Source organism: Mycobacterium sp. SVM_VP21, assembly GCA_024758765.1.
Classification (GTDB): domain Bacteria; phylum Actinomycetota; class Actinomycetes; order Mycobacteriales; family Mycobacteriaceae; genus Mycobacterium; species Mycobacterium heraklionense_C.
On record CP101406.1, the window covers coordinates 3,780,018 to 3,802,921 of the forward strand.

General features: G+C 68.2%; 24 protein-coding genes and 1 tRNA gene. 15 read left to right on the forward strand and 10 right to left on the reverse strand.

Features of this window, described 5'->3' with window-relative positions; all coding sequences use genetic code 11:
- Positions 1–71: 71 nt before the first annotated feature.
- From NM962_17605 to NM962_17615, 3 genes are all read right to left on the reverse strand, one after another.
- Positions 72–1,517, reverse strand: coding sequence for a protein phosphatase 2C domain-containing protein (locus tag NM962_17605; GenBank protein ID UVO11730.1), 1,446 nt, complete (start codon positions 1,515–1,517; stop codon positions 72–74).
- The gene (locus NM962_17610; protein ID UVO11731.1) at positions 1,514–1,981 is read right to left on the reverse strand and encodes an FHA domain-containing protein; all 468 of its coding nucleotides are present in this window, start codon (positions 1,979–1,981) and stop codon (positions 1,514–1,516) included. The genes NM962_17605 and NM962_17610 overlap by 4 nt, the downstream gene beginning before the upstream one ends.
- 154 nt (positions 1,982–2,135) lie before the next feature.
- Positions 2,136–3,611, reverse strand: coding sequence for a DUF3662 and FHA domain-containing protein (locus tag NM962_17615; GenBank protein UVO11732.1), 1,476 nt, complete (start codon positions 3,609–3,611; stop codon positions 2,136–2,138).
- A gap of 257 nt (positions 3,612–3,868) precedes the next feature.
- On the opposite strand from NM962_17615, the gene NM962_17620 reads away from it, so the two are divergent.
- Positions 3,869–3,951 (forward strand) — tRNA-Leu (locus NM962_17620).
- An 80-nt stretch (positions 3,952–4,031) separates the two neighbouring features.
- On the opposite strand, the gene NM962_17625 is transcribed toward NM962_17620, so the two are convergent.
- Positions 4,032–4,676 (reverse strand): TIGR03086 family metal-binding protein, encoded by a 645-nt coding sequence (locus NM962_17625; protein ID UVO11733.1) that lies wholly within the window; start codon positions 4,674–4,676, stop codon positions 4,032–4,034.
- A 63-nt stretch (positions 4,677–4,739) separates the two neighbouring features.
- Between NM962_17625 and NM962_17630 the strand changes: the two genes are divergently transcribed.
- Positions 4,740–5,687: a WYL domain-containing protein gene (locus NM962_17630; protein ID UVO11734.1), complete on the forward strand. Its 948-nt coding sequence runs from the start codon at positions 4,740–4,742 to the stop codon at positions 5,685–5,687.
- 9 nt (positions 5,688–5,696) lie between these two features.
- On the opposite strand, the gene NM962_17635 is transcribed toward NM962_17630, so the two are convergent.
- Together NM962_17635 and NM962_17640 are read right to left on the reverse strand one after the other, a co-directional pair.
- Positions 5,697–6,122 (reverse strand): tautomerase family protein, encoded by a 426-nt coding sequence (locus NM962_17635; GenBank protein UVO11735.1) that lies wholly within the window; start codon positions 6,120–6,122, stop codon positions 5,697–5,699.
- Positions 6,123–6,157: 35 nt separating this feature from the next.
- Positions 6,158–6,859: an SDR family oxidoreductase gene (locus NM962_17640; protein ID UVO11736.1), complete on the reverse strand. Its 702-nt coding sequence runs from the start codon at positions 6,857–6,859 to the stop codon at positions 6,158–6,160.
- Between the two features lie 95 nt (positions 6,860–6,954).
- On the opposite strand from NM962_17640, the gene NM962_17645 reads away from it, so the two are divergent.
- Positions 6,955–7,440: a helix-turn-helix transcriptional regulator gene (locus NM962_17645; GenBank protein ID UVO11737.1), complete on the forward strand. Its 486-nt coding sequence runs from the start codon at positions 6,955–6,957 to the stop codon at positions 7,438–7,440.
- 5 nt (positions 7,441–7,445) lie between these two features.
- Here the strand turns inward: NM962_17645 and NM962_17650 are convergent, their stop codons facing one another.
- Positions 7,446–8,288, reverse strand: coding sequence for an LLM class flavin-dependent oxidoreductase (locus NM962_17650; GenBank protein UVO11738.1), 843 nt, complete (start codon positions 8,286–8,288; stop codon positions 7,446–7,448).
- Entirely contained in the window at positions 8,285–8,920 is a 636-nt protein-coding gene (locus NM962_17655; protein ID UVO11739.1) for a TetR/AcrR family transcriptional regulator, read from the reverse strand. Before NM962_17655 ends, NM962_17650 begins: the two co-directional genes overlap by 4 nt.
- Before the next feature lie 119 nt (positions 8,921–9,039).
- Here NM962_17655 and NM962_17660 point away from each other — a divergent pair, with 119 nt between their 5' ends.
- The 6 genes from NM962_17660 to NM962_17685 are packed head-to-tail and all read left to right on the forward strand — an operon-like array spanning position 9,040 to position 15,845.
- Positions 9,040–10,404, forward strand: coding sequence for an NAD(P)-binding domain-containing protein (locus NM962_17660; GenBank protein ID UVO11740.1), 1,365 nt, complete (start codon positions 9,040–9,042; stop codon positions 10,402–10,404).
- Positions 10,401–11,318, forward strand: coding sequence for an alpha/beta hydrolase (locus tag NM962_17665; protein UVO11741.1), 918 nt, complete (start codon positions 10,401–10,403; stop codon positions 11,316–11,318). The genes NM962_17660 and NM962_17665 overlap by 4 nt, the downstream gene beginning before the upstream one ends.
- Positions 11,319–11,326: 8 nt before the next feature.
- Positions 11,327–12,931: a fatty-acid--CoA ligase FadD1 gene (gene fadD1 / locus NM962_17670; GenBank protein UVO11742.1), complete on the forward strand. Its 1,605-nt coding sequence runs from the start codon at positions 11,327–11,329 to the stop codon at positions 12,929–12,931.
- A 2-nt stretch (positions 12,932–12,933) separates the two neighbouring features.
- Positions 12,934–13,713: an SDR family oxidoreductase gene (locus tag NM962_17675; protein ID UVO11743.1), complete on the forward strand. Its 780-nt coding sequence runs from the start codon at positions 12,934–12,936 to the stop codon at positions 13,711–13,713.
- Between the two features lies 1 nt (position 13,714).
- Positions 13,715–14,740 carry an alcohol dehydrogenase catalytic domain-containing protein gene (locus tag NM962_17680; protein ID UVO11744.1) on the forward strand — a complete coding sequence of 342 codons (1,026 nt, stop codon included), beginning with the start codon at positions 13,715–13,717 and terminating at the stop codon, positions 14,738–14,740.
- Between the two features lie 34 nt (positions 14,741–14,774).
- Positions 14,775–15,845, forward strand: coding sequence for a dihydrodipicolinate reductase (locus tag NM962_17685; GenBank protein ID UVO11745.1), 1,071 nt, complete (start codon positions 14,775–14,777; stop codon positions 15,843–15,845).
- 12 nt (positions 15,846–15,857) lie between these two features.
- Here the strand turns inward: NM962_17685 and NM962_17690 are convergent, their stop codons facing one another.
- Both NM962_17690 and NM962_17695 read right to left on the reverse strand, forming a co-directional pair.
- Positions 15,858–16,832: a pirin family protein gene (locus NM962_17690; GenBank protein UVO11746.1), complete on the reverse strand. Its 975-nt coding sequence runs from the start codon at positions 16,830–16,832 to the stop codon at positions 15,858–15,860.
- Between the two features lie 62 nt (positions 16,833–16,894).
- Positions 16,895–17,311 (reverse strand): WhiB family transcriptional regulator, encoded by a 417-nt coding sequence (locus NM962_17695; GenBank protein UVO11747.1) that lies wholly within the window; start codon positions 17,309–17,311, stop codon positions 16,895–16,897.
- A gap of 149 nt (positions 17,312–17,460) precedes the next feature.
- Here NM962_17695 and NM962_17700 point away from each other — a divergent pair, with 149 nt between their 5' ends.
- The 6 genes from NM962_17700 (at position 17,461) to NM962_17725 (ending at position 22,859) form a co-directional block, all read left to right on the forward strand.
- Complete coding sequence (locus tag NM962_17700; protein ID UVO11748.1) at positions 17,461–18,231, forward strand: helix-turn-helix domain-containing protein; 771 nt, start codon at positions 17,461–17,463, stop codon at positions 18,229–18,231.
- Between the two features lie 2 nt (positions 18,232–18,233).
- Positions 18,234–19,067, forward strand: a complete 834-nt coding sequence (locus NM962_17705) for a C40 family peptidase (protein UVO11749.1) — start codon at positions 18,234–18,236, stop codon at positions 19,065–19,067.
- Between the two features lie 124 nt (positions 19,068–19,191).
- On the forward strand, positions 19,192–20,463 hold the full coding sequence (locus NM962_17710; GenBank protein UVO11750.1) for a DUF4226 domain-containing protein: 1,272 nt from the start codon (positions 19,192–19,194) through the stop codon (positions 20,461–20,463).
- A 15-nt stretch (positions 20,464–20,478) separates the two neighbouring features.
- Positions 20,479–20,796, forward strand: a complete 318-nt coding sequence (locus NM962_17715; protein ID UVO11751.1) for an ESX-1 secretion-associated protein — start codon at positions 20,479–20,481, stop codon at positions 20,794–20,796.
- Positions 20,793–21,107, forward strand: coding sequence for a DUF2694 domain-containing protein (locus NM962_17720; GenBank protein UVO11752.1), 315 nt, complete (start codon positions 20,793–20,795; stop codon positions 21,105–21,107). The genes NM962_17715 and NM962_17720 overlap by 4 nt, the downstream gene beginning before the upstream one ends.
- A gap of 300 nt (positions 21,108–21,407) precedes the next feature.
- Positions 21,408–22,859, forward strand: coding sequence for a DUF5631 domain-containing protein (locus NM962_17725; GenBank protein ID UVO11753.1), 1,452 nt, complete (start codon positions 21,408–21,410; stop codon positions 22,857–22,859).
- The last annotated feature ends 45 nt before the right edge of the window (positions 22,860–22,904 follow it).

Below are 22,904 nucleotides of genomic sequence, written 5' to 3' on the forward strand. Positions count from 1 at the left end.
GGCGGTGTTTAAGGCGCGCCGCTTCTCCTCATCGCTCCGCACGCTCCGCTCTGCATCGTCGCCGGCGCGGGTCATGAGGCCGCCCGGCAGTCGGTCCCCGGTTCTGGAGGTGCCGGCGGCAGGTTGGTCAGGGTGGGCAGACGCGACTTTCCGGAAGGGGGCGGCGGGCCGGGCCGCGGACCGGTCGGGACCAGACCGGGGGCCGGCGTGCGCGACGGCGTCGAGTTGGTGCCGGTGGTGGTGCCGTGCGGGCACGGCGGCAGCAGAGAATCGCGGGCCAGATTGCGCAGTTGGGTGATCGCGTCGTCGAGGGTGCCGGCGGGCAGGCCGTTGCTGACCTGTTGGCGGGCCGGCGGGCGGAGGTCCTGCAGCGTCATCAGTCGGCAGGACAGCTTGTCGCCGGACTGTTTGAAGCTGATCTGCACCAGCTCGCCCTTGCTGTCCAGACAGCCGAGCAGATAGGGCTCCTGCAGCGGCACGCCCAAGATGGATCCCTGTACACCGCGCATGATCGCCACCGTGCCGCCGTAGGCGGTGACGTAGTAGTTGGTGCGCACCACCGCGCGTCCGACCAGTAGCCCGGCACCCAGCAGTGTCAGCAGAAGCGCCGCGACGATGAACTTGCGGCGGCGGGACCGGGGTGGGCGGTCCGGCGTTTCGATACGCGGCAGCACGCGCTTGGCGACCGTTTTGCGCGGGGAGATCGCCGACGCCCGCCCGGCAGCGGTGTTGAGGGCGATCACGTGGTCGTCGTCGCTGTCGGAGACCGCCCCGGCCAGGATCGGCTGGGTCTGGCCGTAGTCGACGTCGACGACATCGGCCACCACGACCGTCACGTTGTCGGGGCCGCCGCCGCGCAGCGCCAACTCGATGAGCCGTAGCGCGCAGTCGTTGACGTCGGGGATCTCCAGCGCCTCGTGGATGGTCTCGGTGCTCACCGGGTCCGACAGGCCGTCGGAGCACAGCAGATAGCGATCGCCGGCCTGCGCTTCGCGCATGATCAGCGTCGGCTCCACCTCATGGCCGGTCAGGGCGCGCATGATCAGGGAGCGCTGCGGATGGCTGTGCGCCTCCTCCAAGGTGATGCGGCCTTCGTCGACCAGGGTCTGTACGAAGGTGTCGTCCTTGGTGATCTGGGTGAGCTCACCGTCGCGCAGCAGGTAGCCGCGGGAGTCGCCGATATGGGCCAGCCCCAGCCGCGGGCCGGCGAACAGGATCGTGGTCAGCGTGGTGCCCATGCCTTCGAGCTCGGGGTGCTCTTCGACATAGGCGGCGATCGCCGAGTTGCCCTCCTGCACGGCACTTTCCAGCTTCGCCAGCAGGTCGCCGCCGGGTTCGTCGTCGTCGAGGTGCGCCAGCGCAGCGATCACCAGTTGCGACGCGACTTCACCGGCCGCGTGCCCGCCCATGCCGTCGGCCAACGCCAACAGCCGGGCACCGGCGTAGACGGAGTCCTCGTTGTTGGAGCGCACCAGACCGCGGTCGCTACGGGCGGCGTACCGCAGAACCAGGCTCACCGGCGGAGCTCAATCGCGGTCTTGCCGATTCGTATCGGCGTGCCGACTGGAACCCGTACCGCAGTGGTCACCTTCACCCTGTCAAGGTAGGTCCCGTTGGTCGAACCCAGATCTTCGACATACCATTCCGTGCCCCGCTGAGATAGCCGTGCGTGTCGGGTGGAGGCGTAATCGTCGGTGAGCACCAGGGTGGAGTCGTCGGCGCGGCCCACCAGAACCGGCTGATCGCTGAGCGCGATGCGTGCCCCGGTCAGCGGTCCCTCGGTCACGACCAGATGCCGTGCGGTAGTCCGCTGCTGGCGTGGCGGCAGCAGCACGCCCCGGATCGACAACCCCCGGCGAACCATCACGGCGCCGGTGGGTGCGTAGATGTCGGTCCGCAATATCCGCAGCACGGACCAGATGAACAGCCACAACAACGTCAAAAAACCGGCTCGCGTCAGCTGCAGTACCAGTCCCTGCATCCGGCGTCCTCTCCGTTGTCGCGCAGCCCATGGCGTGCTCCTGACGGCGGAGCACTTCGGCAAAGTCACGATACTTGGGCGCGGGCGGCCGTAGGGCAAAGCGGCAGCGCTTTGCTGGTTGGGTTGGTCAGTCGGGTGGACGCTGCCGCCGGGCCTAGTGGACCCGGACGATGATCTCGGAGTGACCCAGCCGGATGACGTCGCCGTCGGCCAGCTGCCACTCCTGGACCGGGGCGTTGTTCACGGTGGTGCCGTTGGTCGAGTTCAGGTCCGACAGCAGGGCCACCCGGCCGTCCCAGCGGATCTCGAGGTGACGGCGTGACACCCCGGTGTCGGGCAGCCGGAACTGGGCGTCCTGGCCGCGGCCAACCACGTTGGCCCCTTCGTGCAGCTGGTAGGTCCGGCCGCTGCCGTCGTCGAGCTGCAGGGTGACCGACGCGGGTGCGGAGTAGGCCCGCTGGCCGTAGCCGCCTCCCTGAGCCTCCCCGTAACCGCCCTGAGCCTGCTGGCCGTAGTCGTAGCCGCCCTGGGTGCCTTGACCTTCGCCGTAACCGCCGGGTGCGGGCTGGCCGTAGTCGTAACCGGCGGGAGCCGGAGATGCCTCGCCGTAGCCGTACCCGGGCTGGCCGTAGTCCTGGCGGCCGTACTGGCCACCCTGGTCATACCCACCCTGGTCCGGGTAGGCGGGGCGCTGCTCGTACTGGCCCTCGGGGTAGGCGTAGTCGTCCTGGCGGGCCGCAGGTGCCTCGCCGTAGCCGTAGCCGGGCTGGCCGCCGGCCGGGTAGGCCGGTGCTGCGGGGGGCTGGTGCTGCGGGTAGCCCTGCTCGTAGCCGGCGGGAGCGCCGTAGCCGCTGGGCGGACGCTGCTCGTAGGGCTGGGCCGGCGGGGCGGGAGGGGCATAACCGCCGCCTGGGCCCGGGTAGCCGCCCTGCTCGGGGTAGCCGCCCTGCTCAGGCCGGCGGGGCGGGGCGTAGCCGCCGCCCTGGCCCTGGTCGGGGTAGCCGCCGCGTTGCTCCTGCTGGTAGTGCTCGGCGTCGGGGGCGTAGGGGCCACGGGGGTCCTGACCGCCGCGAGCGTCGTCAGCGGGCCGGCCGTAGCGGGGGTCGTAGTAGTCGTCGCTGGGACGATCCTGCCCGTGGGCGCCGCGGTACGGGTTATCGGTCATCGGTGGCACTCCTGATTCTGCGGTAAACGCATGAACTGATTGTGGCGGGCGGGATTCATTGACCGTCTGGTGGGGGCTGGCGTCAGGATTGACTCCGCCGCGGGCACGGACCTGGCCGGTGCGCAGGCTCGGCGACTGCTGGAACCGGACAACCACATCACCATACGTTTGCCACCCCTGTTCGCCGATGTACCCCGCTAGATGACGGGCGAAGGCCTTCGACGTCAGATCCTGGTCGGCGCCCACTTTGTCGTAGTCGTCTCTACCGAGGGTAATGACGTATTCGTTGGGTGCCAAAAGTTGATTTCCGGCCAGGGAGCGCACCCCTGCGGCGGCTTCGCGGCGTAACGCAGCCTCGACCTCCTCGGGGAGGACCTCCCCCCCGAAGACCCGGGCCATCGCATCCTCCACAGCGGATTCGAGTTTGCGCTCGATGCGATGAACCAGCCCGCGCTGGCTGTCCAAGCTGCTACCCGCCTTACTCTCCGCCGTCATTGATGGTGCCGGGGACGCTGCTGCGGCGTGTCGCTCAGCTGCATCCGCCCTGGACATGGTATCGACCCGGGGTGCCAGGGCGGCACCCTTCTACGGCGGAGAATCGGATAAGACCAGGTCACGAAGGGATCACGGCGGCTAGAACGGGGCTCCGCGGTGCTGAGCTGCCGGGCTGGAGCCGATTTTTCAGGGGGCGGGGGACCCGTGATACGCTCCCCCGGTTGCTCGGGCGAGTGGCGGAATGGCAGACGCGCTGGCTTCAGGTGCCAGTGTCCTTCGGGACGTGGGGGTTCAAGTCCCCCTTCGCCCACAGTGTGCGGTTCTACGAATCGCAGGCACGAAGGCCACGAACCAAAAATGGTTCGTGGCCTTCGCGCTTTGTCCCTCGGATCACCAGAGCGGATCGCGGCCGTTCCAGGCGATGAGCCGGTCGATGGCGGGGGCGTCGTCGGGAACGGGGACAGCTTCGGCGAACGGCATGGCCACCTCTTCCAGGCCCATCGCGGCCGAGATCTGCGCGTAGAGCGCCCGGCGATTCTCGGCCGGCAGGATCCGGTGCGCCGACTGCAACGCGGCGGCGATCACCGTGTCGTCCCAGTCGGGCTGCTGACCGGTCGCCACCGCAAGGTCCCAGGTGTGGACCGTGATCTCGGAGAGGTAGGACGCCAGAATCTCGGCGCCGCTGCCTTGGATCCACGGCAGCGCCATGGGTTGGTGGAGGACGGCGTCGTCGCCCCAGGCGTCGGTGGCGCGTCTGCCGGACTCCTGCCACGCATCGGCCCAGCGATCGTCGGAGACCTGTGGTTCGGCGACGGCGAAGGGGTCCTCGCCGTTGCCGAGCGCGGAAATGCGGTCAAGAACGGCGACCAGGTGAGCCAGCATGGTCTGCACGTCCATCTCGGTGCAGGGCGTCAGGTGAGCGAACTGGTCAGAGCGGACGCCGGCGATAACGGCGCTAGCGGTGGCAACGGCGCGGTCGAGAAGGGGCCGGGGGTCGGTGGGAGGGGCTGCGGGAGAACTGGTCGGTTTGGTCATGGCGCCATTGTTGCGGCCATAACCGGACATCTTGTGGCCAGTTTTATGTGCGAGTCTGCTGGGGTGCGAGCTGATCGGCTGCTAGCCACCCTGCTGCTGCTGCAACAACGCAAGCAGGTCACCGCGCTGGAGGTCGCCCGGGAACTGGAGGTGTCCGAGCGCACCGCCCGCCGCGACCTCGAAGCGCTCAGCGTCGCCGGGGTCCCGGTGTACTCCATGCAGGGCCGAGGTGGCGGGTGGCGCCTGCTGGGCGGCGCTCGTACCGACCTCTCGGGTTTAACCGCGAGCGAGGCTCGCGCCCTCTTTCTGGTCGCTGGACCCGCGTCGGCGGCAACCCCGGAAGTCAAGGCCGCTCTGCGCAAGCTCGTCCGCGCGCTGCCCGAGCCCTTCCGGGAGCAGGCCGAGGCCGCCGCGACATCAGTGGTGGTGGATCCACGGCACTGGGGGGCCAGTCAGGTGGTGCCGCGGCCACCGCAGTTTCTCGACGACCTACAAGAGGCAGTGATCCGCGGCGTCCAGATACGGCTCGGCTACGTCGACCGCCAAGGCGCCGAGACCGAGCGGACTGTCCACCCCCTGGGCATCGTCGCCAAGGGCCCGACCTGGTACCTGGTTGCCCATACGGAGGCCGGTCGACGGACCTTCCGGATCGACCGGGTCTCGTCGGTCGAGTTCACCGACGACCCCGTGCAGCGGCCGCAGGGATTCGACCTTGCGCAGAGCTGGCGCGAGATCGCCGACGAGGTCGACCGCAAACGCACCCCGATCGAAATCCAGGCCCTGTGCGTTCCCGACGGGCTCGGCCTGCTCCGGATGATGCTCGGGGGCCGCCTTGAGGTGGGCGGCTCCACGCCCGATGGCCGGATCGAGGTGGTGATCCGCGGCCACAGTGAATACGCCCTCGCCGGCCAGCTCGCGGGGCTGGTCGAATGGCTCGACGTGACCGGTCCGCAGGGCGTACGTGACCAGCTGGCCGCCATCGGTACCGCGCTGGCGGCGCGGTACCGATGAGCGCCCGCCTCAGTACACCGTCGCCACGTTCTCCTTGGCCCAGCGCTTCTCGGCGTCCGATCCGCCCGGCGGCGGAACGAGCCCGTTGATCATCCACAGTTCCTCGCTGGTCTCGTCGACGTGGAATTCCGAGTGCACGCCCGGGTGCCGCTCGAGCGTGGGAGTAAGGATCTGGTTGATCCATTCGGTGATTCGCCGGCGGCTTTCGGGGTCAACGGCGTGCCGGGCGATGTGGTCGATGACGACGCGAATGCCGACCTGAGTCGGCTCGCCACCGACATAGAAGTCCTCCGGTGCGATCTCGTGGAAGACGGTGACCACATAGAAGCGCGGCAGGCCCGCACTCTCGTAGCGGTCGGTGATGCGGGACGCCAGCGCGCGCTTCTCCTCGGTGTCGAAGATCCCGGGAGTGTGGTGAATTGTCCACAGTGGCATGACGGTTCAGTACTCCTTGGTTGGTTCGGGCGTGCTCAGTGCGACAGAGCGAACGACAGGTTCTCGACCGGACCGGACAGCGCGGCCTTGACGCCGACAGACACGTCGTCGGCCAGCACCTCAACGGCACCGGATTCCACGCCGTCGACGATCCGCCGCGCCACTTCGGCCGGCGTCACCTTGGGTCCGGACATGTCGGAGACCATGTCGGTGTCGATCAAGCCGGCGTGCACGCCGACCACCTGTGTCTGCTGCGCCGCCAGTTCGATGCGCAGCGAGTTGGTCACCGACCAGGCGGCGGCCTTGGAAGCGCCGTAGGCGCCGGAGCCGGCCATCCAGGACAGCACCGAGTGCATGTTCACCAGCGCCCCTCCCCCGTTGGCCGCCAGGATCGGCGCGAACGCGCGCGCCAGGCGCAGCGGCCCGAAGACGTTGACGTCAAAGGTTTCGGTGATCCGCTCGAAGGAGCCGCTCAGCAGTGGGTCCGGCAGCAGCACGCCCGCATTGTTGAACACCAGCTCGGCATCGCCGGCCGCCTCGGCCAGGGCCGCGACCGACTCGGGGGACCCGACCTCTAGTGCCAGTGGCACCACCTGCGGCCGCTCATCGGTGAATGCGGTGCGTGCGGTCGAGTAGACCTTGTGGGCTCCGCGCGCCAAGAGTTCGTCGACCAGGGCTGCGCCCAGTCCGCGGCGTCCGCCGGTGACCACCGCGACCTTTCCCTGTACTGCAACCATTTCCGGATCCTCTCTTGCTGACTAACGACTTCGTTAGTAAGAGCAAAGCACGCCACGCTGGATAACGCAAGTGTTAGTCACGTAAGCTGGACCACATGGAGTTCGAACCCCGGTTGCGCGACCGATCGCGCTGGTCCACCGGCGATGCGTGTTCGGTGGCCCGGCTGCTCGATGTGCTGAGCACCAAGACCGCGTTCCTGGTGGTGCGGGAATGCTTCTACGGCACCAGTCGATTCGAGGACTTCATGTCGCGCATCGGCGCCTCAGCGCCGGCGGTGTCGCGCGCACTCAAGCAGCTCGAGGCCGCCGGAATCATCAGGCGGGTCCCCTACCAGGAGGCCGGGCAGCGGGCCCGAGACGAGTATCGGCTGACACCCGCAGGCGAGGATCTCTTGCCCGTGATGCTGGCTTTGACCCAGTGGGGCGACAAGTACCTGCAAGACGGAACGCCGCCACTGAGCTTCGTCGATGCGACCACCCAGCGGCGGGTGGGCGTTCGCGTTACCGACGATCTGGGGGGTCCGATCACAGACGCCGACGACATCGAGATCCGCTGGAACGCACCGCGTCGATCACGCTGAGGCGCTTAGCAACCCGCCTTGATCACGGTCTCGGCGAACTCGGCAATGGACTCTGGTGGCGCGAAATCAGCGAACCAGACGTAGAACCGTTGTGCCCCCTGGCTTTCAAGGAAACGGAAGTGTTCGACCAGCGCGGCGCAATCACCGCACACCAGGCCCGATCCCAGCCGACCGAATCGCCGCTGGGCGGTCTCCGCTACCGCGGCCACGTCCTGATCGTGTCGGGCGAAACCCACCATCTGCTGCACCGAGGCGCGCGCCGACCCGATCGACGGCAGCAACTCCGGCAACTTGTGCACGTGCGTCGCCGGCAGATTCCACCAGTCGGCGTACCGACGGGTCAGCTCGAGCATGCGGGGGCCGACCCCGCCCAGTACCAGCGGGATCGGCGCGGTCGGCACGGGAAACTGGGCCCGCTCCCCCTCGCTGCTCCAGTACTCACTCAACAGCGCCAGCGTCTCCCCCAGCGCGTCGACGCGCTGCCGCGGGCCGGCGGTGCTGATCCCGTACTTGACCAGCTCGTCGGGCATCGAGCCGGAACCCAGGCCCAGCTCGAAGCGTCCGCCGCTGGCCGCGGCCAAGGTGGTCGCCTGCTTGGCCAGCACCGCCGGGTGCCGGAACCCGGCGCACAACACCACGTGGCCGACCTTGATCCGTTCGGTATGCGCGGCGACCCAGGTGGCCACGGTCATCGCCTCCCACAGCGGCGACGCGGGATCCATCGGGGTGTCCAGGTGGTCGAGGAAAGCCACGCCGTCGAAACCGGATGCCTCGGCCACCCGTGCGCGTGTCACCAGGTCGTCGAGGTCGATCCTGGTCTGCGGGAGGTACAAGAACCACTCGGTCATCGCTTGCCCTTCGGTGTCGCGGTCGTGGGCGCCTGCCGCAGTCCCGGCAACACGTAGCGGCGCAGATGTCCTCGCACGGCCGCCGGGTCGTCGGGGTCCATGTGGTTTCCCGGCACGCTGCCCAGGCTGATCATCACCCGCGCGACCCATTCGCTCGCCTCGGGAATGTCGGTGTCGGGGTGGATGTCTCCGCCGTCGACGGCGGCCTGCACGAAGGGCTGCCAGAACGCTGCGAGGTCGGGCACCAGGCCGCGAACGCCGGCCCCGGCGCACGCGGTGAACTCATCCGGTTCGGCGGTGCGCAGTCGCATCAGTAGTGTGCCGGGATCGTCGTAGGCGCGGCGGCCGATCTGGACGCCGGCCACCAGCTGGTCCTCGAAGTCGGTGAGCGTCGACAGCTCGGCGCGGGTCTGCGCCCAGCTGGTCTCGATCAGCCGAATGATCGCCGCGCCGACCAGCGTCGGCTTGTCCGGGAAATTCCGGTACAGCCAGGCCCGGGAAACCCCCGCCGCCTGAGCGACGTCGATCATCGTCGTCGCTCGAATCCCCTTGTCGGCCAGTAGCTTCTCAGTCGCATCGAGAAGCCGGTCGGTGGTCGACGGGGATGCGGGCGACCCTGACGCTGCGTTCACGACCACCTCCTGGCTGGTAAGCCTAGCAAGGGGTAGACACATTCGCAGATGTGTGTACTATTGCCACGCGCCGTAGACACTTCTGCAAACATGTCTACCCCGGATCTCGGAGGTTCCCCATGTCCACCCCTCGCACCGCGATCATCGGTGCCGGTATCAGCGGCCTGACTGCCGGAAAGATGTTGTCCGACTACGCGGTTGACTACACCTGCTTCGAGTCCTCGGATCGGATCGGCGGAAACTGGGCCTTCGGCAACCCGAACGGGCACTCCAGCGCCTACCGGTCGCTGCACATCGACACCTCCAAGCACCAGCTGTCGTTCCGCGACTTCCCCATGCCGGAGCACTACCCCGACTTCCTGCACCACACACTGGTCAAGGAGTACCTGGAGTCCTACGCGGCGGCGTTCGAGCTCAAACGCAACATCGAGTTCGACACCGAGGTCACCCACGCCCAGCGGCTTCCCGGCGGCGGCTGGGAGCTGGAGCTGGCCGGCGGCGGGCGCCGCCGGTTCGACCTGTTGGTCGTCGCCAACGGGCACCACTGGGATCCACGCCTCCCGGACTTCCCGGGCGACTTCAGCGGTGAGACGTTGCACGCGCACCACTACATCGACCCGAAGACACCGCTGGACTTCTCCGGAAAGCGGATCCTGGTCGTGGGCCTCGGCAACAGCGCCGCCGACATCGCGGTCGAGCTGTCGTCGAAGGCCCTGGACAACGAACTGACCCTGTCGACTCGTTCGGGCGCCTGGATCGTGCCGAAGTACCTGGCCGGCAAGCCCGCCGACAAGTACTTCCGGACCAGCCCGTATCTGCCGTTCTCCTGGCAGCGCAAGGTCGCGCAATGGGCCCAGCCGATCATCGCCGGGCGACCCGAGGACCTCGGGCTGCCCACCCCCAACCACAAGTTCTTCGAAGCGCACCCCACCCAATCGGTGGAACTGCCGCTGCGCCTGGGATCCGGCGACGTCATCCCCAAGCCGAACATCAGCCGGCTCGATGGCGAGACGGTGCACTTCACCGACGGCACCAGCGGCCAATTCGACATCATCATCTACGCCACCGGCTATAACATCACCTTCCCCTTCTTCGACCCGGAGTTCATCAGCGCACCGGACAATCGGATCGACCTGTACAAGCGGATGTTCTATCCCGGCATCGACGACTTGGTGTTCGCCGGTTTCGCCCAAGCCACCCCCACGCTGTTCCCGTTCGTGGAGTCCCAGGCCCGCCTCATCGGCGCCTACGCGGCCGGCCGCTACCGGCTGCCGTCGGCTACCGAAATGCGCCGGGTGATCGACGCGGACCGGCGCAAGTACACCGGCCACATGCTCGACACCCCGCGCCACACCCAGCAACTCGACTACTTCCTTTACGAACACGACATGCGCACCGCGGAGATCCCGCGCGGCACTCGACGCGCCACCGAATTCGGTCCACCCGCGTGGGCCGGGGTGCGCAAGATGGAGGCATCCGCATGAGCACGACCGTCCGATTCGCCCACGGCGGCGCGACGTGCGTCGGGCAGTTCTTCCCAGCCTCGCAATACGACAGCGAGGGCTCCCCGGTCGTCGTGCTCGGACACGGGCTGGGCGGCACGGTGGACTCAGGTCTGATCCCGTTCGCCGAACGACTCAGCGAAGCCGGCTTCGCTGCCTTTGCATTCGACTACCGGTACTTCGGTGCTTCAGAAGCGCAACCGCGCCAACGGATTTCCATGCAAGAGCAGATCGATGACTTCCGCGCGGCATGCTCGGCTGCGGCCGAGCAGCCCGGTGTGGATCCGCGCCGGATCGTGGCGTGGGGCGTCTCGCTGGGCGGCGGGCATGTCTTCGAGGTGGCCGCCACCACGCCCGGTGTTGCGGCCGCCATCGCGCTGACACCACTGGTCAGCGGTCCGGCCGCTGCGGTCGCGGCATTGCCGCATCACCGCCCCGCCACGATGTTGCGCTCGACGGCAACGGGTTGGCGCAGCGCGTTGGCCCAACGCTTCGGTGGGCCGCCCGCGACCATCCCGCTGGTGGGCCGCCCCGGGGAGCTGGCCACCTTGACCGCCGACGGCTACCACGCGGCCTACACCGCGATGGCCGGTCCGACCTGGCGCAACGAGATCGACGCCCAGGTCGGCGTGCAGCTCGGCGCCTACCGGCCGGCGGCCAAGCATGCCGAGGCCATCGCCTGCCCGATCCTGGTGCAGATAGCCGACTTCGACCAGGGCGCTCCCCCGCAGGCCGCCGCGAAAGCGGCGTTCGCCGCCCGCGCCGAAGTGCGGCACTACCCGTGCGATCACTTCGACGTCTTCGCCGGTGGCGACTGGTTCGATCACGTCGTCGAGCACCAGATCGCGTTTTTGACCCGGCACCTGGCCGGCGCGACCGCTACGGTCACGGGTTAGGAGGTCTGATGGCAGAAACCATGCAGCAGCTGCTCGCCGAACGCATCGGTGACACCGGACTGGCGGTGCTATATAACGACACCGACGGTGGGCAGATCCGCTGGTCCTGGCGGGAGTACCTCGTCCGGGCGGCCCGCCACGGGGCCGCGGTGCTCGCGCGCGCCGATACCGGCCGGCCGATGCACGTCGGCGCCCTGCTGGGCAACACCCCCGGGATGCTCACCGCGCTGGCCGCCGCCGGGCTGGGTGGCTACGTCCTGTGTGGGGTCAACGACACCCGCCGCGGCTCGGCGCTCGCGGGGGATCTGCGCACCGCCGATGTGCAGATCCTGCTCGTCGATGCCGAACATCGTGCGCTGCTGCGGGGAATGGAACTGCCCGGCGTCACGGTCATCGACGTCGACGATCCGGCCTGGGCCAGCGAGTGCGCTGAGGCCGGGGTACTGCAGCCGCATCGGCAGGTCGGGCCGATGGACCCGTTCATGCTGATCTTCACCTCCGGCACCAGTGGTGACCCGAAAGCCGTTCTGGTCAGCCACTTCATGGTGCTGGTCGCCGGGCAGAGCCTCACCGAGCGATTCGAGTTGGGCGCCGACGACGTCGTCTACCTCTCCATGCCACTGTTCCATTCGAATGCGATCGCGGCCGGCTTCGGTCCGGCGGTGGCCGCCGGTGCGGCGATGGCGCCGGCCAAGTTCTCGGCTTCGCGGTTCCTGGTCGACATCCGCGCCTACGGTGGCACCTACATGAACTACGTCGGCAAGCCGTTCGCCTACCTGCTGGCGCATCCCGAGCAGCCCGATGACGCCGACAATCCGCTGCGTGTCGCGTTCGGCAACGAGGCCTCCGAGCGTGACATCGGCGAGTTCGCCCGCCGGTTCGGTGTTCACGTGGTCGACGCCTTCGGCTCCACCGAGAACGCCGTCACCATCACCCGCGATGAAGGCACCCCGCCGGGTTCGGTGGGACGCGGCTTCCCGGGCGTCGCCATCTACAACAGCGAAACGAAAGCCGAATGCGCACCGGCGATCTTCGACGAACATGGTGCGCTGCTCAACGCCGACGAGGCGATCGGCGAACTGGTCAACACCGCCGGGTCGGGATTCTTCTCGGGCTACTACAACAATGAGCAGGCCACCGCAGACCGGATGCGTGACGGCATGTACTGGTCAGGCGACCTTGCCTACGCCGACGCCGACGGCTGGATCTATCTGGCCGGACGTACCGCCGACTGGATGCGGGTCGACGGCGAGAACCTGGCGGCGGCGCCGATCGAACGGATCCTGATGCGCCACCCCGACATCAACCAGGCCGCGGTGTACGCCGTGCCGGACGGCAACGTCGGAGACCAGGTGATGGCCGCGCTGGTACTGCGCGATGACGCTCAGCTGACCGAGGGAGACTTGGCCGATTTCCTTGCCTCCCAAGAGGACTTCTCCCCCAAGGCCTGGCCCCGCTATGTCCGGGTGACCGCGGAGCTGCCCGCGACGGCCACCAACAAAATCCTCAAACGGGTGTTGGTGGCCGACGGCACCGACGTCGGTGAAGACACGCTGTGGATGCGTCCCGAACGCGAGCGCACCTACCGAACCACCACGACGACGGGAGCGTGACGATGGCTGCTCAAAAACCTGTGGCCCTGATCATGGGCGGCGCTTCCGGGATCGGCCTGGCCACCGCGCATGCCCTGGTCGCGCGCGGTGACCATGTGGTGATCGCCGACGTCAACGAGGAAGCCGCACGTGCCCGGGCCGCCGAACTCGCCGATAACGCCACCGCCGTCGTCGCGGACGTGACTGACGAGGCCAGTGTCGCAGCGGCATTCGCGGTCGCCCGCGAAGCCGGACCGGTCCGCACGGTGGTCAGTTGTGCCGGCCTGTCGATCATCGGCCCGATCGCCGACATCGAGTTGTCCGGTTGGCAGACCACCATCGATGTCTGCCTCACCGGCACCATGCTGGTGATCAAACACGCGGCCCGCAATCTCGAAGACGGCGGCAGCGTGGTCGCGATCTCCTCGCTCAACGGGCGCCAACCCGGCACCACCATGGCCGCGTACTGCAGCGCTAAGGCCGGAGTGCTGATGCTGGTCCAGGTGGCCGCACTGGAGCTGGGTCCCCGCGGCATCCGGGTCAACGCGGTCTCCCCCGGTCTGGTGGACACTCCCCTCGTGGCCGGCCTGGCGATGGTGCCCGGGCTCACCGACGAGTACATCGAGAACACTCCGCTCGGGCGCTCAGGCCTCCCCGACGACATCGCGCAGACCGTGGAGTTCTTGACCTCGGAACGTGCCGGCTGGATCACCGGATCGGCCTTCGACGTCAACGGCGGCGCGCATCTGAAGCGCTACCCCGACGTGCTCGGCAAAGTACAAGCCCTAGCTGAAGGATCGTGAAATGCGCAGTGTCGTAATCGATGGGCCCGGATCGATCCGGGTCGACACCCGGCCCGACCCCGAGCTGCCCGGCGCCGACGGCGCGGTGGTCGCGGTGACCGCGACCGCGATCTGCGGCTCGGATCTGCACTTCTACGAGGGTGACTACCCCATCGTCGATCCGGTACCGCTGGGCCACGAAGCGATCGGCACGGTCGTCGAAGTCGGCCCCGAGGTGAGCTCGGTACGAGCCGGAGACCGGGTCATGGTGTCGTCGGTCGCGGGCTGCGGGCACTGCGCCGGGTGCGCCACCCACGACCCGATCCGGTGTCATTCGGGCCCGCAGATCTTCGGCTCGGGCATGCTGGGCGGGGCGCAGTCGGAGCTGCTTGCGGTGCCGGGCGCGGACTTTCAGCTCGCCCGCGTTCCCGATGGCATCGGCGTCGAGCAAGCCCTGCTCCTCACCGACAACCTGGCCACCGGGTGGGCGGCGGCGCTGCGCGCCGACATCCCGATCGGCGGCACGGTAGCGGTGACCGGCCTGGGGGCGGTGGGTCTGTGTGCCGGGATCAGCGCGCTGTTCCTCGGTGCGGCAACGGTTCTCGGCATCGATCCGGTAGCCCAGCGACGGGACCGGGCAGCGAAGATGGGGATGACCCCGGCGGAGCCGTCCACCACGGCCGCGGCGATGGACCTGACCAGCGGGCGCGGCGTAGATGCGGTGATCGACGCTGTCGGCTCGGACACCACCATGTCCGATGCGTTGACCGCGGTGCGGCCCGGCGGGACGGTGTCGGTGGTCGGCGTGCATGACCTGCAGCCGTTCCCGTTCCCGGCGTTGCCGGTGTTGCTGCGCAGCGTCACGCTGCGGATGACCACCGCACCCGTGCAGCAGACCTGGCCGCAGCTGGTGCCGCTGCTGCAATCCGGGCGGCTGTCGGTGGACGGGATCTTCACCACCGAGATGGCCTTGGACGACGCGGCAGACGCCTATCGTGCCGTGGCGGCGCGGTCCGGAGACGTGGTGAAGGTGCTGCTCACGCCGTAGCCTGAAGCGACGCCGGGGGACGAGAGGATGTCAGATGGTTAAGCGGATCGTCATCTGGGGCACCGGATTTGTCGGCAAGTTGGTCATCCCCGAGATCGTCAGACACCCGCTGTTCGAGCTGGTCGGCGTCGGCGTCAGCGACCCCGCCAAGGTGGGGCGCGATGTCGGTGAGATCTGCGGAATCCCCCACGTCGGCGTCACCGCCACCGATGACGTCGACGCCCTGATCGCCTTGGCCCCGGACGCACTGGTGCACTACGGCCCGACCGCCGCGCACGCCGGCGACAACATCGCGCTGATGTCGCGCTTCCTGCGGGCCGGCATCGATGTCTGCTCCACCGCGATGACCCCGTGGGTGTGGCCCGGCCTCAAGCTCAATCCGCCGGATCTGCTGGCGCCGATCACCCAAGCGTGCGAGGACGGCGGGGCGTCGTGCTTCACCACCGGTATCGACCCCGGTTTCGCCAACGACCTGTTCCCGATGACCCTGATGGGGGTCTGCGCCGAGGTGCGCAAGGTGCGTGCCTCCGAGTTGTTGGACTACACCAATTACACCGGTGATTACGAGAACGAGATGGGGATCGGCCGCGATCCCGACTTCCAGCCGGTGCTCAAGATCCCCGAGGTGCTGATCTTCGCCTGGGGCGGCACCGTGCCGATGATCGCGCACGCCGCCGGGATCGAACTCGATGAGATCACCACCACCTGGGATACCTGGGTGACTCCGAACGAACGCAAGACTGCCAAGGGCGTGATCGCGCCCGGACAGGTGGCGGCGGTGCGGTTCACCATCAACGGCATCTACCGGGGCGAGACCCGTATCCAACTCGAGCATGTCAACCGGATTGGTCGAGACGCTGCACCGGACTGGCCGGCAGGCACGCAGGACGACGTCTACCGCGTCGATATCGAAGGGACGCCGAGTATTTCGCAGGAGACGGCGTTCCACTTCACCGATGGTTCGGGGCGCGATGCGGCGACGGCCGGCTGCCTGGCAACCGGGATGCGCGCGCTGAATGCGGTGCCGGCGGTCAATGATCTTCCGCCGGGCTGGGTGACGGCACTGGACCTGCCGCTGCTCCCGGGGGCGGGCACCATCCGCTGAGTGCGGGATCGGCTAGCCGTTGCGGGGCCGTCGCGGCCGCAGCCGCAGCGGCGGCATCGGCGGGGCGGGCAGCCGTTGCAGGCGGCCCTGATAGCCGCTGACCTCGCCGAATTGCTCGTCGCCGTCTTGCCAGCGGCGCCGGAACTCCACGATCTCGTCATGGCTGCGACCGATGAAGTTCCACCACAGCACCAACTCCTCGCCGAACGGCACCCCGCCCAGCACCAGGATTCGGGCGGGGGAGTCGCCGGTGTTGCGCAGGGGCAGCACCGTGCGACCGGGGCCTTGATAGCCGAGTGCACCGAAACCCAGACCCGTGCCGCCCAGGCTGACCGCGCCCTGGTCACACAGCACACCGTGTTCGAATGCGGGGTCGACGTCGAGTGCCAGCTCTGTGCGCGGATCCAGGTCGAGCTGGGCGCCCAGTAGGGGAGTCAAGGACGGGACGGGGGAGTGGTATCCGGCCAGCTCGCCGAGGAACACCAGCGCCGAGGCGCCGGGCAGCGAAACAGGTTCGGGCGCAAAATGGTTGAAGTCGCGGGCACTGTGGCGGGCAGTATCGGGCAGGGCTACCCAGAGCTGCACTCCCCGCAGGACAGGAGCCGATTCCGGGTCGATCGAGACCTCGGAGTGGCAGATGCCTGCACCGGCGGTCATCAAGTTCAGTTCGCCGGGGTTTACCACCGCGTGCACGCCGCCGCTGTCGCGGTGCTCGACCCGCCCGCTAAACAGCCAGGTCGCCGTCTGTAGCCCGGTATGCGGGTGCGGGGGCACGTCCATGCCGCCGTCGGCGACGTCGTGAGGTCCGTAATGGTCGACGAAGCACCAGGCGCCGATCAGCGAGCGGTCGCGCTGCGGCAGGGTACGCCGGACTCCGATGGCACGCGCTCCGCCCAGCGGCACCTCGCGGGGGTGCAGCACCTCAATACAATCCTCGGGCTTTGCCGCGCAAGCGAATTCATTCGAGGTGGCCTCCAGGTTGCTCAACGGTCCACCTCCTGCACTGCGCTCCGCAGCCGCTGCGCAGATCCTACCGACTCACGCGCCGGTCACGCCGCTGATCGAGGACCGAGCCGCCCGGCGGGCAGGTGAAAAACCGTCGCTGTCACCGGCAGCTGCTCACGTTCGTGGTTGGTCAGCAGCGTCTGGTTGTCGGGTAGTTCGCGAGTGTTGATCTCGCCGGCGGCGATCGCCAGCAGCAGGGCGTGGGCCTGGGCGAGTTCGGCCCGCTTGCGGTACTGACCGCCGGGGAGCTTCACGCCGGCCCACACGCCGTACTCCTCGCCGCGTTCCACGGCGAGCGCCGCGCACCGGCGTTGCTGCGCGAGCGGGCAGCGTCGCAGGCACTGCAACCGTGCCTCGATGGAGGACTGTTCGTAGGCCCGGGCCTTGGCGGCCCCGTCGGCGCCGTCGGCGTCGGGGTAGCCGAACCACAGTTCGGGATTGGCGGAGCAGGGGGGTGCCATTGGAAGGACCTCCTCGTAGACAGACCGAATAACGTAGACGGAAACGTATACGATCGAATACGACGAACGCAACAGAAGTTGATAAAAACATATATGTAAGTAGTGAAGGTCCAGGCTGTGTACTATCCGTCCATGGCCGGGGCGCAACAATGAGCCGCGAAGCGGCGGGTGCGGCCATTCGGGCATTGCGGGAGGCGCGCGACTGGTCGCTGGCCGACCTCGCCGCCGCCACCGGGGTCAGCATCATGGGATTGAGCTACCTCGAGCGTGGCGCCCGCAAGCCGCACAAAGGCACAGTTCAGAAGGTTGAAAATGGGCTCGGCCTGCCGCCGGGCAGCTATTCTCGGCTTCTCGTTGCCGCCGACACCGACGCCGAACTGGCCCAGTTGATCTCCGCGGCCGGGCCGCAAACGTCCGCCGCGCGTCCCGCCGGAACCATCGTCGTCGACCGACACAGCGACACCGAAGTGCTGGAGGGATACGCCGAGGCGCAGCTCGATGCGCTGCGTTCGGTGATCGCGAGACTGCCATCGGAAGCATCAGACGAATACGAGACGTATATTCTTTCCGTGATCACGCAGTGCGTGAAGGCGGAGATGCTCGCAGCCAGTTCGTGGCGGGTCGCGGTGAACGCGGGCGCCGATCACGCTGCCCGACTGATGGCGCATCTTCAAGCCCTGGAGGCCACCCGCAGCGACCTGCTGCAACGGATGCCCGGCAGCCTGACCGCCCGCTTCGACCGGGCGTGTGCGGAGTCGTCGCTGCCCGAAGCGGTGATCGCGGCGTTGATCGGCGTTGGACCCGAAGAGATGTGGGACATCCGCAACAGGGGCGTGATCCCGCCCGGAGCGCTGGCCCGAGTCCGCGCATTCGCGGACGGATCCATGGATGCGACGGCTGGTGGCGACGAAGGGGGATAACAGTGAGCAACGGTGAGTTGGAGCTACTGACGCGCGCCAATGAGCTTTTCGCGGGCAATCCACGGCCCGCGTCACTGGAGTCCGGGCTGGATCACTACGCCGCGTTGTTGCAGCGCAACGCCAACACCGACACCGGAACCGGGCATGACCGGTACCGGATGGCGGTGCTTGCCCAGCGAGATCGGTTACTGGCCAGCGCGCGTACCGATGCGCTGGCCACCACGGTGCTGGCCGCCGTCATCGCCGACCACGCTCGGGCGCGCCAGCAGACCGACGGCGTCGTCTCCGCCGCCCGCGCCGACTCGGCGCTCACCCCGAACATGCCGTTGGCGCATCGCGAGGCGATGCGCCGGCGGGTGGCCCGGCTGCGCGCCCAACAGGCCCACGTGGTGTCCGCGCAGCGTCGCGCGCGGGCCCACGGTGCACGGTTGCGGCGGCTGCGATACCGGGGAGAGCGGCGCAGGCCCGTGGGTGCGGATCGGTTGCGGCTGCCCAACACTCGGGGCGGGCTGGCGGTCCGAGCCGCACTGTCGCGGCTCGGCAGACCCTATGTCTGGGGTGCGACCGGTCCCGACCGGTTCGATTGCTCGGGGCTGACTCAGTGGGCGTATCGCCAGTCCGGCGTGCCGCTGTCGCGCACCACCTACACGCAGATCCACGAAGGAATCCCGGTGCCGCGCTCCCAGATTCGACCCGGCGATCTGGTCTTCCCCAGCACCGGGCATGTTCAGCTGGCGATCGGTGGCAACCGGGTGATCGAAGCCCCGCACGCCGGCGCAACCGTGCAGATCAGCCCGTTGGGCGCGCACGTGGCGATCCGGCGTCCAGCGCCGTGATCGGAGGCGTCCCCACCGCATGCTCGGGTGAATTGCCGGCATCGGTGGGCGTCAGTACAGTCACCGGCCATGAAGCGGTCAGCTCCCGAGCGTCGGCCCACCGCAGCGATGTTGGGCTGAGGAGATGGCAACCCGCGACGACGTGCTCGATGTGATCGACCGCATCGAACGGGCCGGCGGCGCGGGTGAGGCGGACCTGACCCTGCCGTTGCCGCCTTCGGGCTACGACGGCGTTCCAAGGCGCCTGGGCTCGACCGGTGACCAACAGCAGGGCCGGGCGGCGCAATCCATGAAGCTGGCCGAAACGGCTCTGGCGCAGCAACTGTCAACGGCGGCGGACTTCGACCGGCACATCATCGAAGCGCTGCGCCACGCGCACAAGACCACGTTGGAAGGCCGACGCCGCCTCGACGACCTCGAGGCCGAGATTGCCGGCGCCGCCGGGTCCTGGGACCTGAGTACCACCGCGGGCGCGCGCGAATTCCAGAGGTTCTTGGTCGACAGACTCGGGCAGATCATCAAGGTGGTCGAAGAGACCAACGATGATGACGCGTCCAAGGAGGCGCTCGCCACCGCGTTGACGGGGCTGTACCTCGGCGCGCCATCGGATGCCCACGAGCCGACGCCCGCCGGGGACGACCAGACGCTGCCGGTGGGCCCGGATACCGAGCCCTATCCGGACGTACTGGCCGATGACCAGCCTGAGACGGATGACCAGGAGACACCGCAACGGCCGCCGCAGTTGGCGACGCCGATGTTCCCGGGCATGGGTTCCGACGGCCCGGGCTTCGGTGCCATGCCGGCCGCTCTGCCCTCCGGATTTCCGATCAACGGGCCGACGCCTGGATGGGGCGGTGACGACGTGCCCGCCGAGGAGGACGACCGGCCCGAGGAGGCGGCTGAGGCCAATGCTGTCGATGGCGCCGACGCGGACGGCGATACGTCGGAGCAGGAGTCGGGGGAGCGGGGGCCGGTCACTGTGCGGCTGCCTGACGGTGAGACCACGACCGTGGCCAATCCACAACTGGCTGCGGCGATGCAGGCCGTCGCCGATGGACAGTCGGTCGTGGAGGCATTCCGCAGTCAAGGCATCCACGTCCCGACGCCTGGAACACCGGTGGTGGCAGCGGTCGACGTGGCCAGCCTGCGCCCCGGCGACATCGGCGTATTCACCGACCGGCATGCCCTCGCTGTCGGCGCCGGCAAGGCGCTACTCGACGGGCAGGTCCACCTGGTGGAGAACTTGCGTGGTCCCGGATTCCTGGGTTGGCAGCATCCGCCGGCGCTGGCCCAGGAGCCCGCACCGCCCGCCGAGCCGGTTGCGACCAGGCCGGCGAGGGCGCTCGGTGGCCTTATGCGCTTGAAAAAGGCGGCTCCAACCGTCATCGTCGATTAGCCAGGAAGGTGGAACATGCCCGAGAAGATCCACGTCAACCAGGACGTTCTGACCAACGCGGCTGGGAACCATCAAGAGGCGTCGGACTACCTGTCCACCGTCGCGGCCTCACACGAGGGGATCCAGGCGACCCTGAATTCTCTCGGTCCGATCTACGGCGACTTTCGCCAGGCGGCCGGTTCGTTGCTCGATGCACGCAAGACCTGCTACGACGACCAGTCCAGTGAACATTCGACTGTCGCGGACAATCTGCACCGCGCGGTGGCGACGTGGAACAAGAATGAGGAAGACGCCGCCAACACCTTCGAGCACCTCACCGATGGGCACCGATGACTGAGCCGAATCCGGCTTTCGACACGATCCACCCTAGTGGTGATGTGCTGTTCCGGTCTTGTCGTGGCGGCTATCTGCACAGCGTGGTGCTCACTGAGGCGGTGATGGACACCGACGTGCACCGCCTTGCGGAGGCGATCGTGCTGGCCGCGGACGTCTCGTTTCTCAAGGCGGCGTTGGAGATCCGGGGAGAGCTCGTCACGACCGGGCACGTGCCCTCGGCAGCGGTGCCCACCACTGACGATCTGCGGGTGGCTACCGAGCGGCTGCTGGCTCACAAATTGCACCCCGGCACGGACTCCGGAGCCTAAAGCACCCATCTTCCGGCAGCATCTGCATTGGGCGCGATGTCGGCCGGGGGATCAACCACCATGTCGCCGAACAGTTTTCGGGCTCGCTCGAGCAACGCGAGGACCTCGCTCAACTGCGCTGCACAACCCGTGCTCGGGGACCCGACATCAGCCACGATTTGCACGCTACCGACCGCCCCAGGAGCTGACAATTCACCGCGCGCAGTGGCTGTGGAAGGTTGCCCGAAGGCCGTCGGCGACGCGGCCCGATGAGGGCGAATTCGGACAAGAGCGCCGGGACGGCAACGGTACGCTTGCGCGGTGGCACTCTTCGGTCGACGGTCGGCGCGCCAGCGCCTCCGGAGCGCGGCCCGGGAATCACTGACGATCCCGGCCTTCAGCGCTCCGGTCGACTGTAGTTCCTGGGTGCTCGGCGGCCTGTGGCCCGCCGAGCTCGCGACGATCACCCCGGAGACCGCCCCACTTGCCGATTACCTCAATGCCGACCTGCAGCGCATTGCGCATTCGGCCAACGAGAAGCTCCACACCATCAGTCGATCAGATCTGGCCGGCCCGGCACGCCAGGCCGCGGAGACCCGGGTTATCAACGTCGCCAGAGCTTTCGCCGTCCTCCGGGTGGAGTCCACGGTTCGCCAACTCCACAAGGAAGCCCTGGACTTCGGCAGGGAGTACGTGAGCCTCAACCCGGCCCCGGCCGAGCCCGTCGCGGCGCCTCGCCCGCCCGAACCACCCGAGCAGCCTTCGGAGAAACTTGCCCAGCGGGCCCGGCATCGGCTGCCGAAATCCGGTGCCGCCGTCGTGTCTGAGGTAGCACCACCCGATCCGCCACCGGTGACTGCGTCGCCGGCTGCGGTGACTTTTGAGCCTTCCGAGACGCCACCGCAGGCGCCCACGACTCCGGAGGTATTGGAACCGGGGCGCCTCGCGGAGCCATACGCCCCGAGGCCGACCGTGATCGACGGCGGCGAGGACCAGCAACCGCCGACAGCCGCATTCTCGACCGAAGCGATCGACGTATCGCCGCCCGAGCCGGCTCCCGCAGCCCCGCAACCACCTGCGCCGGCCCAACCCGAACCCGTCGCGCCGACGCCCGTCCCGCCAACGGTCGCCGAGTCCGGCGAACAGCGACTCCAGCGCTTACTGGCCTTCGTCGCCCGCCAGGAACCCGGACTGCGCTGGGCGATCGGCGCCTTTGCCGACGGCACCGTCTGCCTGGTCACCGATATCGCCAACGGATGGATCCCGTCCGGGATCGAGCTGCCAGACGGGGTGCAACTGCTCGAACCCGGCCGCCGCAACGGCACCGCCGCCGAGATGCTGGGCAACCCGACGGAGTCGGCCACCTACAGTCCCGGCGATCGTCTCGGGTGGGCCAGTGATTTCGCGGTCACCGACACCTCGGTACAGCCCCGCAACCTGGATCCCATCGACGATCTCGGCTGGCGACTCAGCGAGGCCACGCATTGGCGCGAAGGACTGCCGCGGATGGCCAATACCCTAGTGAAGGCAGGCGCCGCCGGCACCGGCGTAGTCGATGCCGAAATCGACTTGCTACGTGTGCATCTGGACACCATGCGCTACCAGCTGTTGGCGCAGTATCCCGACTCCGACACCGCCTTGGTGCTGAACTGCATGCTGTTGGCCGCCTCCGAAGGCATCGCGACCGGAGACACCGTTTCGGCGAACTACCACTACAGCTGGTTTCGGATGCTCACCGCACCGCCCGCCGGCCCGTGGGATTCACAGACTTAGCTGCCGTCGATGAATTGACGCTGTTCATACCGGCTGGACATACTT